Annotated in this window: 16 protein-coding genes; 4 read left to right on the plus strand and 12 right to left on the minus strand. The window is 67.7% G+C overall.

The genetic code is table 11. The features are described 5' to 3' along the window. From PLE19_14840 to PLE19_14895, 12 genes are all read right to left on the minus strand, one after another. Positions 1-242 (minus strand): hypothetical protein (locus PLE19_14840; GenBank protein ID HPD16228.1); only part of this gene is annotated, 242 nt, incomplete at its 3' end. After that, positions 239-610 carry a hypothetical protein gene (locus tag PLE19_14845; GenBank protein HPD16229.1) on the minus strand — a complete coding sequence of 124 codons (372 nt, stop codon included), beginning with the start codon at positions 608-610 and terminating at the stop codon, positions 239-241. The genes PLE19_14845 and PLE19_14840, both read right to left, overlap by 4 nt. Positions 611-712: 102 nt before the next feature. Continuing rightward, positions 713-979, minus strand: a complete 267-nt coding sequence (locus PLE19_14850; GenBank protein ID HPD16230.1) for a helix-turn-helix domain-containing protein — start codon at positions 977-979, stop codon at positions 713-715. Further along, positions 976-1,125 (minus strand): hypothetical protein, encoded by a 150-nt coding sequence (locus tag PLE19_14855; GenBank protein ID HPD16231.1) that lies wholly within the window; start codon positions 1,123-1,125, stop codon positions 976-978. Before PLE19_14855 ends, PLE19_14850 begins: the two co-directional genes overlap by 4 nt. Before the next feature lie 405 nt (positions 1,126-1,530). After that, complete coding sequence (locus tag PLE19_14860) at positions 1,531-3,918, minus strand: bifunctional DNA primase/polymerase (protein HPD16232.1); 2,388 nt, start codon at positions 3,916-3,918, stop codon at positions 1,531-1,533. A gap of 21 nt (positions 3,919-3,939) precedes the next feature. After that, a complete protein-coding gene (locus tag PLE19_14865; GenBank protein HPD16233.1) occupies positions 3,940-4,275 on the minus strand; it encodes a hypothetical protein in 336 nt (111 codons plus the stop codon). Then, positions 4,275-5,837 (minus strand): DEAD/DEAH box helicase, encoded by a 1,563-nt coding sequence (locus PLE19_14870; GenBank protein HPD16234.1) that lies wholly within the window; start codon positions 5,835-5,837, stop codon positions 4,275-4,277. Before PLE19_14870 ends, PLE19_14865 begins: the two co-directional genes overlap by 1 nt. Before the next feature lie 84 nt (positions 5,838-5,921). Then, a complete protein-coding gene (locus PLE19_14875) occupies positions 5,922-6,470 on the minus strand; it encodes a hypothetical protein (GenBank protein ID HPD16235.1) in 549 nt (182 codons plus the stop codon). Between the two features lie 186 nt (positions 6,471-6,656). Next, entirely contained in the window at positions 6,657-6,869 is a 213-nt protein-coding gene (locus PLE19_14880; protein ID HPD16236.1) for a hypothetical protein, read from the minus strand. Between the two features lie 356 nt (positions 6,870-7,225). After that, positions 7,226-8,074 (minus strand): response regulator, encoded by an 849-nt coding sequence (locus PLE19_14885; GenBank protein HPD16237.1) that lies wholly within the window; start codon positions 8,072-8,074, stop codon positions 7,226-7,228. Next, the gene (locus PLE19_14890; protein HPD16238.1) at positions 8,071-9,219 is read right to left on the minus strand and encodes a HAMP domain-containing sensor histidine kinase; all 1,149 of its coding nucleotides are present in this window, start codon (positions 9,217-9,219) and stop codon (positions 8,071-8,073) included. Before PLE19_14890 ends, PLE19_14885 begins: the two co-directional genes overlap by 4 nt. Continuing rightward, on the minus strand, positions 9,219-11,120 hold the full coding sequence (locus tag PLE19_14895) for an AAA family ATPase (protein ID HPD16239.1): 1,902 nt from the start codon (positions 11,118-11,120) through the stop codon (positions 9,219-9,221). Before PLE19_14895 ends, PLE19_14890 begins: the two co-directional genes overlap by 1 nt. Positions 11,121-11,293: 173 nt before the next feature. On the opposite strand from PLE19_14895, the gene PLE19_14900 reads away from it, so the two are divergent. The 4 genes from PLE19_14900 to PLE19_14915 are packed head-to-tail and all read left to right on the plus strand — an operon-like array spanning position 11,294 to position 14,331. Continuing rightward, on the plus strand, positions 11,294-11,647 hold the full coding sequence (locus PLE19_14900) for a hypothetical protein (GenBank protein HPD16240.1): 354 nt from the start codon (positions 11,294-11,296) through the stop codon (positions 11,645-11,647). Between the two features lie 3 nt (positions 11,648-11,650). Continuing rightward, positions 11,651-12,760 carry a PD-(D/E)XK nuclease family protein gene (locus PLE19_14905; protein HPD16241.1) on the plus strand — a complete coding sequence of 370 codons (1,110 nt, stop codon included), beginning with the start codon at positions 11,651-11,653 and terminating at the stop codon, positions 12,758-12,760. 1 nt (position 12,761) lies between these two features. Then, complete coding sequence (locus tag PLE19_14910; protein HPD16242.1) at positions 12,762-13,616, plus strand: ATP-binding protein; 855 nt, start codon at positions 12,762-12,764, stop codon at positions 13,614-13,616. Beyond that, positions 13,600-14,331 (plus strand): hypothetical protein, encoded by a 732-nt coding sequence (locus tag PLE19_14915; protein ID HPD16243.1) that lies wholly within the window; start codon positions 13,600-13,602, stop codon positions 14,329-14,331. Before PLE19_14910 ends, PLE19_14915 begins: the two co-directional genes overlap by 17 nt. Positions 14,332-14,427: the final 96 nt, after the last annotated feature.

Below are 14,427 nucleotides of genomic sequence, written 5' to 3' on the forward strand. Positions count from 1 at the left end.
TCATCCCGAAGCTGGCGGAGGGTCTCGCCGCTGACGGCGACCTTCGTCACCAGCTCGACGGCCTCGCCGCGCTCGGCGGCCTCGAGCAGCTTGTCAAGTTCCTCGCGGGGGACCGGCGGCTTGAGGGGAGGCCGCTGGGCGGCGCCGCCGAACATGAGCTTGGCGATGAGCATGATGAGGAGCCGGCCAATCAGCTCCTCGGTCAGGACGGGGCAGTCGTCGAGGTTCTTGGGGAGCTTCACTTCGTCACCTCCTTCGCCAAGGCGGCGAGTTCGACGGCACAGCGGGTGACCACGGCCTCATTCACCGCGAGTCGCTCGCGCCGGCCGGGGACATCGAGGCCCTTGTCGCCCTCGGTCCGGGCGGCGGTCAGGTCCTCGTAGGCGCGCCGCTGCGCCTCGAAGTAGGCGTCGTAGAGGGAGCGGGCCTTGGCCATCTGGTCCGCAGTGGCTTGGCCCAAGAGGTAGGCTTTGCCGATGATGAGGTAGGACTTGCGAGCCGTGGACTCCTCGACGCTGTAGACGTCCTCGGCCCTGTCGAGCGGCGTGCCGCAGCCGGCGAAGATGACGAGAAGGACACAACCGACGGCTGCCGTCAGAACTCGCTGCATTGGAACATCCTCCGTAGGTTGACGAGGCTCACACCGTTCGAAACGTCCACGTCTATTGCAGCAGATTTTTTCGCGGCGTGGCGTCGTAGACGTACATAAACGTCACTGCTCCCGCGGATTTTTTTGCGGTGCCCCCAGAAGCTCCTGGGTCGCTACGATGTAGCCGTCGAGTGCCTCGTGGTGGATGCGCCATGTGCGGGCGACCTTGATGACCTGGCTGAAGACGCCGCAGTTGATCATCTCCCGCAGCTTCCTCGGGGCGATGGCCAGTGACGCGGCCGCCTGCTCGACGGTGAGCCAGGGTTGGCCCTCGGGCCATCCGCAGAGATGGCAGCGGGTGACGTAGTCGGGCGCGTCACAGGGCTTCACCGCGCGTGCTCCTTCGCCGCCACACGGAGGGCCTCGGCTTCAGGCAGACCGCCATCGTGGATGCAGATGGCCACGCGCTCCTCGAAGGCGACGCGCTGGTCGGGGGTCATCCGGGCAAGAGAGAGCGCGAGGAGTCGTTCCGCCATGCTCGGCCGCGGAACCACGGGGCGAAACGGCCTGAGCGGGGGCCTTGACACGGGCCGTCGAGGCGGTTGGAAGAGGGGCATCGAGTTCATTGGAGGCGGTCTCCGCGCAATCTCGCGCAATCTCCGCGCAATCTCTGGAGACGAGATTGCGCGCTGGAAGTGATGCACCGCGTGGGGTTTACGTCTGATCGGCGCAATCTCGCAATCTTTTCCGTAATGCAACCCGCACGCACGCGTGCGCGCGCGTGTGCGCGCATGTGCGCCCGCGCGTGCCGCGCGCGCGAGGCATGCATGAGATTGCGAGATTGCGCGGCGGCCTCATAAGCCGCAGAGTGGCACGGGGTTACGCCGCGCAATCTCTGGTCTGGAGATTGCGCCCGAGATTGCGAGATTGCGCGCCGACGCTCACTCACGGTGCCGCCGCTCCAGGAAGTAGGCCGAGTGGGTGCCGCAGCCTTCTCGGCGGATCGTGACCTGAGCGATGGGCGTGTTCACACGCTGGCGGAGCAGCGTGCCGAATGCCACTTGCCGCCCGCGCTCTGTCCTGCGGCTCAACGCGTCCGGGAAGCACTCCTCATCGTCGGCAACCCGCATCAACTCGGCTACGGACACGGGGACCGGCCCGAACTTCTCCCACCAGGCGGCCACAAACGTCTCCCACTCCTGGGCGGTGGGGTTGGCGCTCTTGCGCCATTCGGCCTCATTGGTCCGCCAGCGGTTGAAGCAGTTGGCGTGGAGGATGCCGCCGATGGTCTCGGACCAGGCCTCGAAGCCGCCGAGCCGGTTTTTGTGGAGGGGCCGTCCTTTCTCAAGCCAGTTCTCGATCATCCCGAGGAGGACGGCGAAGATGCGGGCGCGCGAGCTTCGGATATGGGCGCGGAGGTTGGGGTAGAGGAAGTCCTGGCGGGCCTCGGGGTTCGGGGTATTCGGCTGGAGCTGGATGGGCACGGTGCGCTTGGCGATCTCGCCGCTGCACTCGGTGTTGTTGCCCGAGGCCACGAAGGTGACCGTGTTGGCGAGGCTGACGATCTTCGAGGCGCCCAGGATGCGGCCCTGGTAGCTCGTGGCGGTCAGGATGGAGGACAGCGCCGCGCTGTCGAGCGCACGCGGGAGGTTATCGAGGTGGACGACCGTCTCGCCCTGGAGGAGGAGGGCCAGGAGGCGCTTGTCGCGTTCTTCGTCTCGGTCCGTCAGTTGGAGAGCTGGCGTCTCGCGTCCCAGGATGACGCCGCCGAGGACCTCTGCGGCGAGCTTCGACTTGCCCGTGCGCTCGAGGGGCGATAGGAGGAGGTGGAGCGGGCGGTTGCCGTCGATGGCGGGCGCCACGAGGGGCGTGAGCATGAGGCCGATGAAGTTCTGGCGGCTCGCCTCGTCCTTGAAGGGGAAGTCGACGACCAGCTCGTGGAGTTCCTCGTGGATGTGTTCGAGGTCGCGCTGGGGCTCGATGCCCTGGAGCTCGGGCGGCTCGTCGTAGTAGATGCCGTCGTGCCAACCGGGCTGGACGCGCTGGAAGTCGGGGCCGTAGACGGGGTAGCAGACCAGGAGGTCGAGATCGCGGACGCGTGGGTCGGCCTTGGCCCCCGCGAGGGCGAGGGCAGCGTTGTCTCCGCTGCAGGGCTTGTACACCAGGACGGAGCCTTCGTCGTTCTTGCGGGGGTACCAGGCGCCGAGCTTCATGTGCTCGTCCACGAGCAGGCGGCTGCGGTCGGCGCTCAGCTCGTCCCAGCGTCGGGCGCCGGGCTTGCCCAGAAGTTCGCCGGGGAGATGGCTCTTGCGGTAGATCAGGTCGGGCGGGAGTGCGCCGAGCACCTGGTCGGCAAAGGTCTTGCACGATTGCTCGATGTAGCGGTCCTGGTCGTCCCAGTGCGGGCCGGGGATCAGAATGACGCCGTTCGGGCCGGGCGCCGGGGAGGTCAGGGACCGCCGCGGGCGCCGCATCTCGACCCTGCGGGGCTCCTGGATGCCGGCTTCGAGGCCGCTCTGGATCGTCGCGGCGGCCTCGCGCTCGCCCAGCCCGGTGATCGCGGCCGTCGCGGCGAGCTCGGCCTCGACGTGGGCGCGGTCGAGGTACCCGCCGCCGACGAGCTGGCCGAGACTGAACGCCGCGCGGTTCAGCGTGTCGTTCCGCGTGCCCTCGGGGGCCTGGCGGAGGTTGCGGACTTCGAGCTTGAGGGCCGTCTCGGCATAGCGAGCGGCTGAGCGGGTGACCTGCGAGGCCGGCAGCGTGGCCGCAGGCGCCGGCGTCGAGCGGCGGCCGTTGGCCTGCTCGATGAGCCACATCGGGAGCGGGCACGACGAGTGGCCGTTGTGTCGGGCGTACGGTTCGGGGCTGTCGCGGAGCGCGGACGGCGGCGCGACGACGTACCCCCCGTCGGCCTTGAGGTCCAGGCCGGGCCGCAGGCCGTTGCGGCTCTTCACCTCTCCGTCTCGATGGACGAAGTACAGATGCCGTCCGCCGCTCGGGGTCTTGACCTCGAGGGTCGGCGGCAGCCGCCCGAAGTCCTCTTGGAGCTTGGCCAGGGACGCCTCGCCGTCCGCCTCGCCGTGGCAGTCGATGTCCAGCACCACGAGGCCCGATACGGCGCCCGTGCGGATGCCGACGTTGGCGTCGGGGTGCTGCGTCCACCACGCACGGATCTGCTCGGGGTCGGTGGTCGCATCCTTGAACCCGTGCGGGGTCAGCGGGGTCTTGCCGCTCGGCTTCAAAGGGAAGACGAGCCAGCCCCGTGCGGCATATTCGAGGGCAGCTTCGAGGATGGCATTGTCGGTATGGGCTGGGTCCGGTTCGCTCACATGGTCCTCCTCCGGATTCGTTCAGGGTGCGTCGGCGTCGTAGCCGGCTTGGAGAAGGGCCTGGCGCACGTCTTCCGCGGACCGCGCCAGGATGTAGACGCCGTTGAAGCGTTCGATGAGCCGCTGGAAGTTCCTCTGGTCATCCGACTGCTGTCCCGTGGCGGACTTCGCTTCCACCTCGAGGCGGCGCCCGTCGGGGAGTATGCCTGTCAGGTCGGCCTGGCCGGGGACGCCGAAGCAGACCACGCGCCGGTCGAACCGCGCCGCTCCGACGTTCGCTCGCCAGAGGCGCAGCCAGCGCCTCGTGCCGAAGGCACGCAGAATCTCGTTCTGGACCTGCCGCTCGGGTCTGGGCATCACGCCTGCACCAACCTTGCGAACCGTTCGGAAAGCGCCTCGCGGCGGACCTCGTCCACGAAGCCGCGGGGCCAGCAGCCGAAGACCTCGCGGTAGCGGTACGCCGCCCAGCCGGGCTTGAAGCCCTTCTCCCCGGCCTGGCGGAGGAAGCCGACATAGACGGCGCGCTTGTCGTCGAGGGTCGCCCTGTCGGGGTCCACCAGTTCCCCGTCGGCGACCACGGGCCACTCGCCGAAGCGTTCCTTGAACCGATAGGCTGACCAGCCTGGCTTGTAGCCGGCGGCCATGCGCTGGGCCTCCATGAGCCGCCAGAAGTGGGAGCGATAGGCGAAGTCGCCGTCGTCGAATTCGACCAGTTGCGCCACGCCGTGGATGACCGGCCGCTCCCGCACCGGAGGCGGTGGCGCCCAGCCGCACTCGGGACAGCAGGGGTCGCCGGGGTCGAAGAGCAGTTGGCATGCCCGACAGCGCCGCAGCCGCAGAGGGTCGCTCTCGCCGATTTTCTTCCCGCTGTCGAGGGTGTACTCAAGGCGGCGGGTCACGCGGCCGTGGACGTGGTGATTGCCCGCGTGATCCAGGACGATGGCGCCGTCCTTGTCGGGGCAGGCACGCATGATCCGGCCGATCATCTGGAGGTGCAGGTTCAGGCTGGCGGTGGGCCGCGCGATGATGGCCGTCTCGAGGGCAGGGAGATCCCAGCCTTCGGTCAGCACCATGCAGTTCGAGACCACCAGGGTGCGCCCACCGCGCAGGCGCTCCAAGATCGCCTCGCGCTCATCGCGTGGGGTGCCGCCGTCGAGATGCTCGGCCGGGACCCCGGCAGCCTGGAACGCCGCGGCGATGGCCTGCGAGTGCTCGATGTCCACCGCGAAGGCGACGGTGCGGCGCCCGGGGGACTTCCCCAGCCACGTCTTTACGAGGTCGGCGTTCAACTCCTCGGTGTTCGTGCGCCTGGAGAGTTCGCTCAGGGCGTAGTCGCCCATGGCGATCTTCACGTGGCGCAGATCAGGCGACTGCCCGGCATAGACCCGCGGGTCGTGGAGCACGCCTGCTTGGCATAGCTCGTCGGTGCGAGCGGCTACGAGGATCTCGCCGAACACGTCGCCCAGGCCCCGGCCGTCAAGTCGAAATGGGGTAGCCGTGAGGCCGAGGACGTGCGCGTCGGGGTACTGCTCGAGGATGCGGCCGTAGGAACTGGTGGCCACATGGTGCGCCTCGTCGATCACCACGAGCCTCGCCGGGGGCATCTGCCGCCTGATGAGGGTCTGGACGCTCGCGACCTGGACCTGGGCGAACGGCGCCGGCGGGTAGCCGGCCATGATCCGCCCGGGCCACAAGCCCAGCTCCTCCAGATGCTGTGCCGCCTGGTCGATCAGCTCCTTGCGATGCGCCAACCAGAGCGTGGGGACGCCAAGCTCCTCGACCAGGGCGACGGCCATCGTCGTCTTCCCCGAGCCGGTGGGGGCCACGAGGATCGGCCGGCGGCCGATGACGGCCTTGAGCCGCTCGACGGCACGGCGCTGGTAGTCTCTCAAGGTGACGGACATCTCGACCTCGCGCAAAGCGTCTCAACGGCCGCGCAGGGGGCCTGCGTCGGCGAAGAGGGCAACTGCCCCGGAGAGTTACTACCCCTCTGCGGGGATTTGTTAACCACGATTTCCGCGGGGCGGCAGATAGGCATCCAGGCCGAGCCGGCGAAGCCGGTCAGCCAGCTTGCTCACCTGCTTGCAGACGGCGGCCCGCGTGCAGCCGAGCGCCCGGGCGATGTCCGCCTGGCTCTGCCCTTCCATCAGGGCCTCGCAGATCGCGCGCTCGGCGGGCGCCAGGCCCATCAGGGCCTGCTCGAAGTCCAGCCGCATCCCGATGTCCTCGGCATGGTGCAACTGGAGGAACACCTTCTCGGCAATCGCCGGGTCGGCGTCGAGAGACCGCGCCTCGAAGGCCGCCCTTCGCCTGTCGCGCGCCCGGTCGCGCTTCGTCCTCATGAGAAGATGGTCGATCACCGTGATCACGAATGTGCGCTCCGAGGCGGCCCCCTGCCTTACGGGGGCGTAGTCCGCCTTGAGCAGTTCGGGGACGATCATCTGCTCGAGGTCCGGGATCTCACCCTCGGGGAACAGAAGCCGTCTGGCTCGGACCCCGATGAGTTCCACCTTCCACCGTTCGAGAAGATCACCGTAGTCGTTCTCCGGCACGTGCCGCGGCCTTTCCGGGACGCCCCGGAGGCACGGCGCTCATGGAAAAAGCCCAGCGGCCGGGGGGACATCCCCTTCCGACTGGGCTCTTGCGGCACGGGCTCAAAGGCTCTGGCCGACTGTGTGGCTCTCTTAGAGTCGGGTCATGGTTGTGTGTGGAGGGCGCTGGCTCGGAGGCTCGGGCCCTCAGTCCGTTGTCGTGTTCGGCGCGTCGGAGGCGCCGGCGCAATCCTCCTCCATGTCCATAGAGATCTGGACGGTCCGCTGGCAGCCGCGGCAGAAGACCCCGGCCGTCCCGCGCACCGAGAACCGTCCGCTCAACGGCAGACGCTTCCCGCAGTTGGGGCAGAGAAGGGCAACACGGGCATCGGGCAGGTCCTGTTTCGCGGCTTGGCTCATCAGCAACGGCTCCTTGCTCTTCGGCTCCTCAGCAGGAGGAGTTCCCACGTGAGTTCATCCAGCATCCGCTCCGATCATGCCAGAGCGAGCCGCCCTTGTATCTAGAGTCTGATGTGGCATCGGGCAGATCAGGTGAGTGGCATGCCCGCGCGCCACATGGAGCAAGAGGTGGAGTGGGCGGCGCGCCATATGGCGTTAGATGTGGAGTGGCCGGAACGCCACATGGAGTCTGATGTGGAGTCTGGCGACAGCACCGTGGTTGGGAGGGTCACTGGGGAGCAGCCAACGGCTTGGATGCGCCGCTGCCGGAAAAGGCGAGCGCCAGGGAGAGTTCCGGACACGATGGTGGGCGGCCGTTACTCGTCGAGCCTTCTCACCGTCATCCACGTGTTGAGATGATATCCGCGGCTTCCGCTCTCGATCACGTCATTCCGCTCGCAAGCGAAGCCCTTCTTCTGGAGCACCTTCCTGATCGTCTTCCGGAGGTTCTTGATGCAGCCAGAGACCGCATTTTGTCCGTCCGCCCCGACCTTCCTGGCAAGTACCTCGCCGCTGTACGTCGCGTACCTCCCGCCGCGATGCTCCGAGAGGGCGTCGAGAACCCTGCGGGTGATCCCTGGCCCGCTGGGCCCCAGGATCTTCTCGCCCAGCAGCTCGACACGATTCGGGTAGAATACGAGTTCGCTGCCCTGGAATGGTTTGGCACCCGCAGGGTGTTCTCCCCGGGGCTTCTCGGCAGTTGCGGCTTCTGCTGATGCCACGCCCTCGCTCGGCCGACACTCGCAGCCGCGTTCCAGCGCTTCCTTTATCTTGCTCGTCAGGGATCGTGGGCTGCTCCCCGGAGCGAAGGGCTTGCCCACATAGTCGTTGGCACCCCTCTTCATCATCTCCACGGCCAGGTCGTAGCCGTCGGTGCCGTGGCCCGTCATGATGATCACGGGCGTCTGCCGGTTGATCCCTTCCCGCCGAATCTCCTCGAGGAGGTTTTGGCCGCTGTCGATTCGTGGCATGCTCTTGGGGCGCACGGGGATCTCGAGGTCGAGAAGGATGTAGCAGTACTTGCCCCCGGCCAGACGCTGCCGCGCTTCCAACTGGGTCGCGGCACAGTCGTACGTATGCCCAAGCGAGTCCAGCCGGTCCCTCACCTCCTCGACGATCCGCACGTCGTCTTCTACGATCAATGCCCGATGGACGTGCTCGCTCATTCCTCGGCTCGCTCCCCTTGCTGGAGGGGCAGAAGGATGGTCACCGTCGTTCCCCCGCCGTCGACACTGGAGAGCGAAATGCTCCCGCCGTGGGCCTCGATGGACTTCTTGGCAATGGGCAGGCCGAACCCGGTGCCGCCCTGGTTCTTCTTGCTCGTCCTGAAGGGGATGAAGGCGTCGCGCCGGTCTGCCTCGTCCATCCCCACACCATTATCCGCGATGGTCACTTCGGCCCGGTTGCCTTCCGCGAGCCTGGCGTCGATCTCCACCCGCCCGTCCTTCTCCAACGCTTCGAAGGCATTCTTGACCACGTTGGCGAATGCCTGGATGAGTTGGTAGCGGGCGGCCTCGACGGAAATGTAGTCGGGCGTTCTGTTGATCAGCCGCGCGTCCTGCGGAAGATGGCCCTCGGGCCTTAACTGGTCTTCCGCCAGCCGGCACCCCTCCTCGATCATCTCCCGCAGCTTCTCCACGCGGAACTCGTGGGTCGGCTCCTGCGCGTAGCTCTTCATGTCGTTCAGCACGCTGCCGAGGAAGCCGGCTCGCTCCTGGGCCTTCCGCAGGTGCTCCCCGTACGCGCTGGCCGGAATGCCCGCGGCCTGAAGGCGGCTCCCCAAGCCGTCGAGGGCGCCGCAAAGAGAGGTGAGGATGCCTCGGATCTCGTGCGTGGCCGCGCTGGCCAGCAGCTCGAAGAAGCGCTCCCCGAGCTTCAGCGCCCGGTCAGCCGCCGCCTGGCCGTACCGGCTTACGAAGGCCTCGTACTGGTCGTAGATGCCCTCCAGCCGCTCCCGCTTCAGCGCGTCGAGCTGCGCTACCTTCTTGCGGCGAGCGAGCGTCCGTTCCGCCGCCCGGCGCACGAGGACGTTGGGGTCATCCAGAAGGCGGGCCACGAGGCCGTCGAAGTCATCCGTCTGGAGATGCAGCAGCGATTCGGCGGCCGCCTTCCGCACCTCCCACTTCTCATCGGCGATCAGGATGCGGTAGACGGCGCTGCAGGCCTCGAGCACCCCGGGGTCAGAGACGGCTCGCAGGCAGTCACCCAGCCGGACGGCGAGGCCCTGCCGCTCGGACCACGAGAGGGAGTCCCCGTCCCTCAGCCTCGCCAACGCCGCGCGCAAGCTTGCTTCGGTTCCGTCGATATCCATCAGTGACCGTACTTCTGCATGCGCAGTTCGAAGGCCTCTCGGCCGCCCTCGAGGAGCGTCTCGATGTCGCCCTTGCACTCGTCCACGCTTCCCACCCGGTCGAGGGTCGCCTTCTTGCCGGAGGAAGACAGGACGAAGACCCGCTCGGCCTCGCCGAGCACGGGGATGTTGGGGTTGTGGGTGACGAAGACAAGCTGCCGTTTCGTCTTGACGTCCTGGACGCTCCGGACCACCGTCTCGTAGATGAAGCGATTGTCGAGGTTGTCCTCGGGCTGGTCGATCAACAGCGGACTCTCGCTCTCGAGGAGAAGGATCGGGAGGATCGTGGTGCACTTCTGGCCCGTGGAAAGCGTGGTCGAGTCCTTGTACTCGTCCCCGTCGAGCAGCTCGATGTGAGGCAGGTCGAATAGCTCCACGCTCTCGATCTCGAAGATGCGCTGGGTCGCCCCGAAGGCGGAGATGACCTTGCGGGCCTGCTCCTGGTTCAACTCGGCCAGGTCCGTCAGGGCATCGACGTCGTTCTGCCGCACCGCGCGTGCAAAATCGGGCGGCGCGAAGCCGTTGGCGATCTTCAGGGCCGCACGCCCCGGCTGCACGCCGGAGTTCCGCAGGCCCTCCTGTAACTTCGCCATGTATTCGTCGGCGTTCCCGAACTGCTCGACCCTGACACGGATTGTCGGCGCTAGCCTCGCGCTCAAGTGTTCGGCAACCTGGTAGCGACGCTGGAAGCGTCTGTCCCTGAACTCGGAGGCCCGCTTCAGCATGTCCGCCCTGGCCTCGAGGTGCCTCCGAAGCTCTCCGCGCTTCTCGTCGCGGCTGCGCTGCTGCGCCATCAGTTCGTTCCGGCGCTGCTCCAACCGCGTGCGTTCGGCTGCCTGGGCCTGGGCATGCTCGTGGGTCTCGATGACGCTGCGGAAGACCTGGTCCTGCTCCTGGTGAGCGGCCTTCAGCTTCTGGGCGAGGGCGAGCAGGTTCTCCAGCGCCGCATCCAGCCGGCCCACCGCGGTCCGGATGGAGGCATCGACCTCTTCCGCACACTGACGCACTGCATCGCGCACCTCGGTGACGATGGCCTTGTTGGGGCCGGCGAGCAGTTCTGCCTCCAGATGTGCGGGAATGAGTCGCTGAAGCTGGCCGGCGCGGCCCGCAAGGTCATTGCGGAAGTCCCTCACAGCCGTCCCAAGCCCGACGACCCCCCGCTTCTCGCGGTCGCGCAGCGCCTTGAGGGCGTGCTGGCGGTTGATCTCGTCAACGTTCTCCCCCTCGCCCTGGGCGAAGGCCTTGAGCTGCTCCTCCACCACGGGCAGTTCCCCAAGCCCCTCGTCCAGCTCGGCGATCTCCCGCTCCAGGCGGAGGATTCCCGCCGCATTGGTTTGGAGGTCGCGATGCACTGCCCGGAGGCCGGCCTCGACCTCCTGGACTTCCGTCTCGATGAACGTGTCGATGAGGGTCAACTGAAAGCGGGGGTTGTTGGCGATGTTCTCGATCTGGTTCTGGCTGTAGACGTCAGCGGAGAAGAGGCCCCCGTGCCCCAGGGCGATGCCGGTCGCCTTGCCCTCCGGCGTGAAGACCTGTGGGTCCTCGTTGAAGGTCCTGTGGACGACGTAGCACAGCCCGTCCTTCGTCTCAATCGTCAGCTTCAGGCGCCCGCCGCCCAGGTTGCTGCGCACGAGGCTCTCGATGTTCCGGCACAGCGGGCGGTTGTCCTCTCCGGCGGGGAGCGCGGCGAGCGCGTAGCGGACGAACTCCAACACGGTCGTCTTGCCCGTGCCTCGGCAGCCGATCAGGCAGTTCAGGGCATCGGAGAACTCGAAGCAGGCCCCGTCGAGGAACCCGCCGACGACCTCCAGCGCTCTGAGCTTGTGGTAACCCTGCCGGGCCTTTGGGGCTGCGTCATTCATCAGGCATCTCCATGGGTCAACCGCTCGCCTCTCACATCATCTGCAAAGTACTCGCCAAGGGGGCATTTGTCAAACGGGCCGGCCCTGGCTCGTAGCCGACGGAGGATTTCCACAGGGCCGCGGTTAACAAACCCGCGAAAAGGGGTAGTAACCGGACAGAGGAGACAACCACGATGCCCCAGAAATACCGGTTCCGATTCACGGACGATGTCACCGACGGCCAGATCGCCCAGCGCCTCTTCCTGGCAGCGGTCAACACCGAGAACATCCACGGCGAAGCCCAGATGCGGCTCGACGCCAAGTTCCGCTTCGACAAGGCGACGCGCACCGTCGAGATCGACCGCGGCAGCGAGGTCGGCCGCTGCCTCGCCAAGCTCTTCGTCAACTACATCGCCAAGGAGTTCGGCGACGGCGCCTACAGCGTCGAACGGGTCGACGATCCCTTCGTGCCCGAACCGGTGTGCGCCGCACACGATGGCGGGGCGCGTCCCACGGCGGACGCTGCGGCCACGGCGAAGGCGGAGTGAGCCATGGAAACCCCCAACACCCCCGCTGAGCACGCGCCCACAGCCCCCCAACCCCCAGCCCCCCGCCGTGCGCTGACCCACAGCGCGATGGCCTGCGCCCGGACTTGCCTGCGCCAGTGCTACTACCGCTACGAACTCGGCCTGCGCCGCGTGAGCGACGCCGCAGCGCTCCGCATCGGCGCTGCCGTCCACCTCGGCCTCGAGCGCTGGAGCCGTGGAACAGCCGCGGACGCCGCCATCCTTGAGTCAACCCGCTCCTATGAGACCTGCCCGCCCTGGGCGGAGAGCGACGACTGGGAGGTCGAGCGGGAGACCGTTGCCAACCTGCTCGCCGGCTACTTCTGGCGCTACCAGAATGACCCGCTGGAGTATGTCGAGGTCGAGAAGGCCTGGAGCATGCCGCTCGTCAACCCCGAGACCGGGCGGGCGAGCCGCACGTATGAACTGGCCGGCAAGCGCGACGGTCTGGTGAAAGCCCCCGACGGCCGCCTCTTCGTCCTCGAGCGCAAGACCACGGGAGACGACATCGGCCCAGAGTCCGACTACTGGCTCCGCCTCCGCTGCGATCCGCAGATCTCGCTCTACATTCTCTCGGCCCGGCACGATGGCCACGACGTGGCCGGCGTGGTCTACGACGTCGTGCGGAAGCCCTCGATCCGCCCGCGGCAGGTCCCCGTGCTCGACGACGGCGGGCTGAAGGTCGTCGTGAGCGAGGAGACGGGCCAGCGGGCGCTCAACAAGGACGGCTCCCCGCGCCAGTCGGCCGGGCCTGGGCTGAAGCTCCTGGCCCGCACGGAGACGGCCGAGGAGTACGGCGCCCGTCTCCTGGCCGACATTGAGGAGCGGCCCGACTTCTACTTCCAGCGCCGCGAGGTCCCGCGCCTCGAAAACGACCTCGACGAGTTCCGCCTCGAATGCTGGCAGCAGGCCAGGCTCCTGTCGGACTGTCGACGCTGGGGGCGATGGTTCCGCAACGTGGGCCGCAACACCTGCTCCTTCTGCGAGTACGCCAGCTTGTGCCTCCAGTCGATCACCGTGGAGCCGGGGGCGCCCCCGGCCGGTTACGAGTTCGTGGCCAATGTTCACCCCGAACTGATGGAAGGAGAAGACTGACATGGCCAGTGCGCCCACACGGCCCGCGCCTCCGCCGCGCGCGCCCCAGGCCCGGCCCGAACGCCGTTCCCTGAGCTTCGAGGAGCCGGCGGCGAACGTCGGGCACCGCATCGTCCTCTACGGCCCCGGCGGGGTCGGCAAGACGACGCTCGCCGACCTCGCGCCGGGTCCCGTCGTGAGCTTCGACCTCGACGAGTCTCTGGCGATCCTGCGGCCCGAGCATACGCAACGGATCGCAGGCATCGAGAACTGGGACAACCTCCGTGCCACGCTCAATGGCGACGGATGGGACGGCGTGCGGACCCTCGTCATCGACAGTGCGACGCGGGCAGAAGAACTCGCCGTCGCGTGGACCATCGCCAACGTGCCGCACGAGAAGGGCCACCGCGTCTCCCGGCTCGAGGACTACGGCTACGGCAAGGGCTACCAGATCGTCTACGAGGTCTTCCTGACCCTGCTGGGCGACCTGGACCGCCACGTCCGGGCGGGCCGCAACGCGATCCTCATCTGCCATGACTGCACGACGAACACGCCCAACCCCCAAGGCGACGACTGGCTGCGCTATGAGCCGCGGCTGATGTCGCCCTCGAGCGGCAAAGCCTCCGTCCGGCTCCGCGTCCGCGAGTGGGCCGACCACCTGCTGTTCCTCGGCTACGATATCGATGTGAAAGACGGCAAAGGCCGGGGCTGCGGCACCCGTACGCTCTGGCCGGTCGAGATGCCCCACTGCATGGCGAAGAGCCGCAGGCTGTCCGACCCCATCCCCCTGCGCCCCAACGATACGGCCGTCTGGGACGCCCTCTTCGGCAAGCCCAACCCCAAGAAGGAGGAAGGCACCAATGCTCGCGAATCGTGAAGGCCGCTTCCGTGCCCGTGTGACCGACCGCGGCGTCAACTCGACCGGCCCCAACAAGCTCTGCACCGTCATCCTGCGCTTCGCCCTCACCGAGGAGTACCGCGACGGCGAGTGGCACGACATCACGGCGGAGGACCTCGAGGTCGTCGCCTACTTCTACGTCGAGAAGCGCGACGGCACCCTGAACGAGTTCATCATCGACGCGCTCAAGGAGGCCCTCGGCTGGCCCGGCATCGACCCCTTCTGGTTCGAGGATGAGCAGGATCTGCCGCCGGTCCAGCTCACCCTGGAGTGGGACGAGTACGAGGGCAAGAAGCGCATCCGCGTGCGCTACCTCAACCCCCACGACGCCGAGCCTTCGACGGGCATCTCCCACGCCGACGCCAACGAACGGCGCGCTCTGAGCGCCCGACTCGGCTGCAAGCTGCGCGCCTACTCGGGGGGAACCGCCGTGCCGGCGCCGAAGCCCGCAGGCGCTCCTGCCCCTCCGCCCAAGCGCGCCGCGGCACCACCCCAGGCCAAGAAGACGGCCACGATGGACGAGACCTGGACGCTCTTCGCGGAATGGGCGAAGAAGGTTGAGGCCGACGAAGGCCGGCTCCACGACGAGTGGTTCGCGGCCATCAAGGCCGTCTGCGGCCACGAGGACGCCGAGCGCGTGACGCCCGAGCAGTGGGCGGAAGTCCAGGCCAAGGTCCCCGACTGCCCGTTCTGAGCCAGGCGAGCGCCCCGGACGGCCCGCCGCGCCGGGGCGCTCTGCCATCCCCACTGGCGGAAGGCGGCCCCGGATGATGGGCGAGCACGAGCGACC

Source organism: Planctomycetota bacterium (assembly GCA_035384565.1).
Classification (GTDB): Bacteria; Planctomycetota; PUPC01; order DSUN01; family DSUN01; genus DAOOIT01.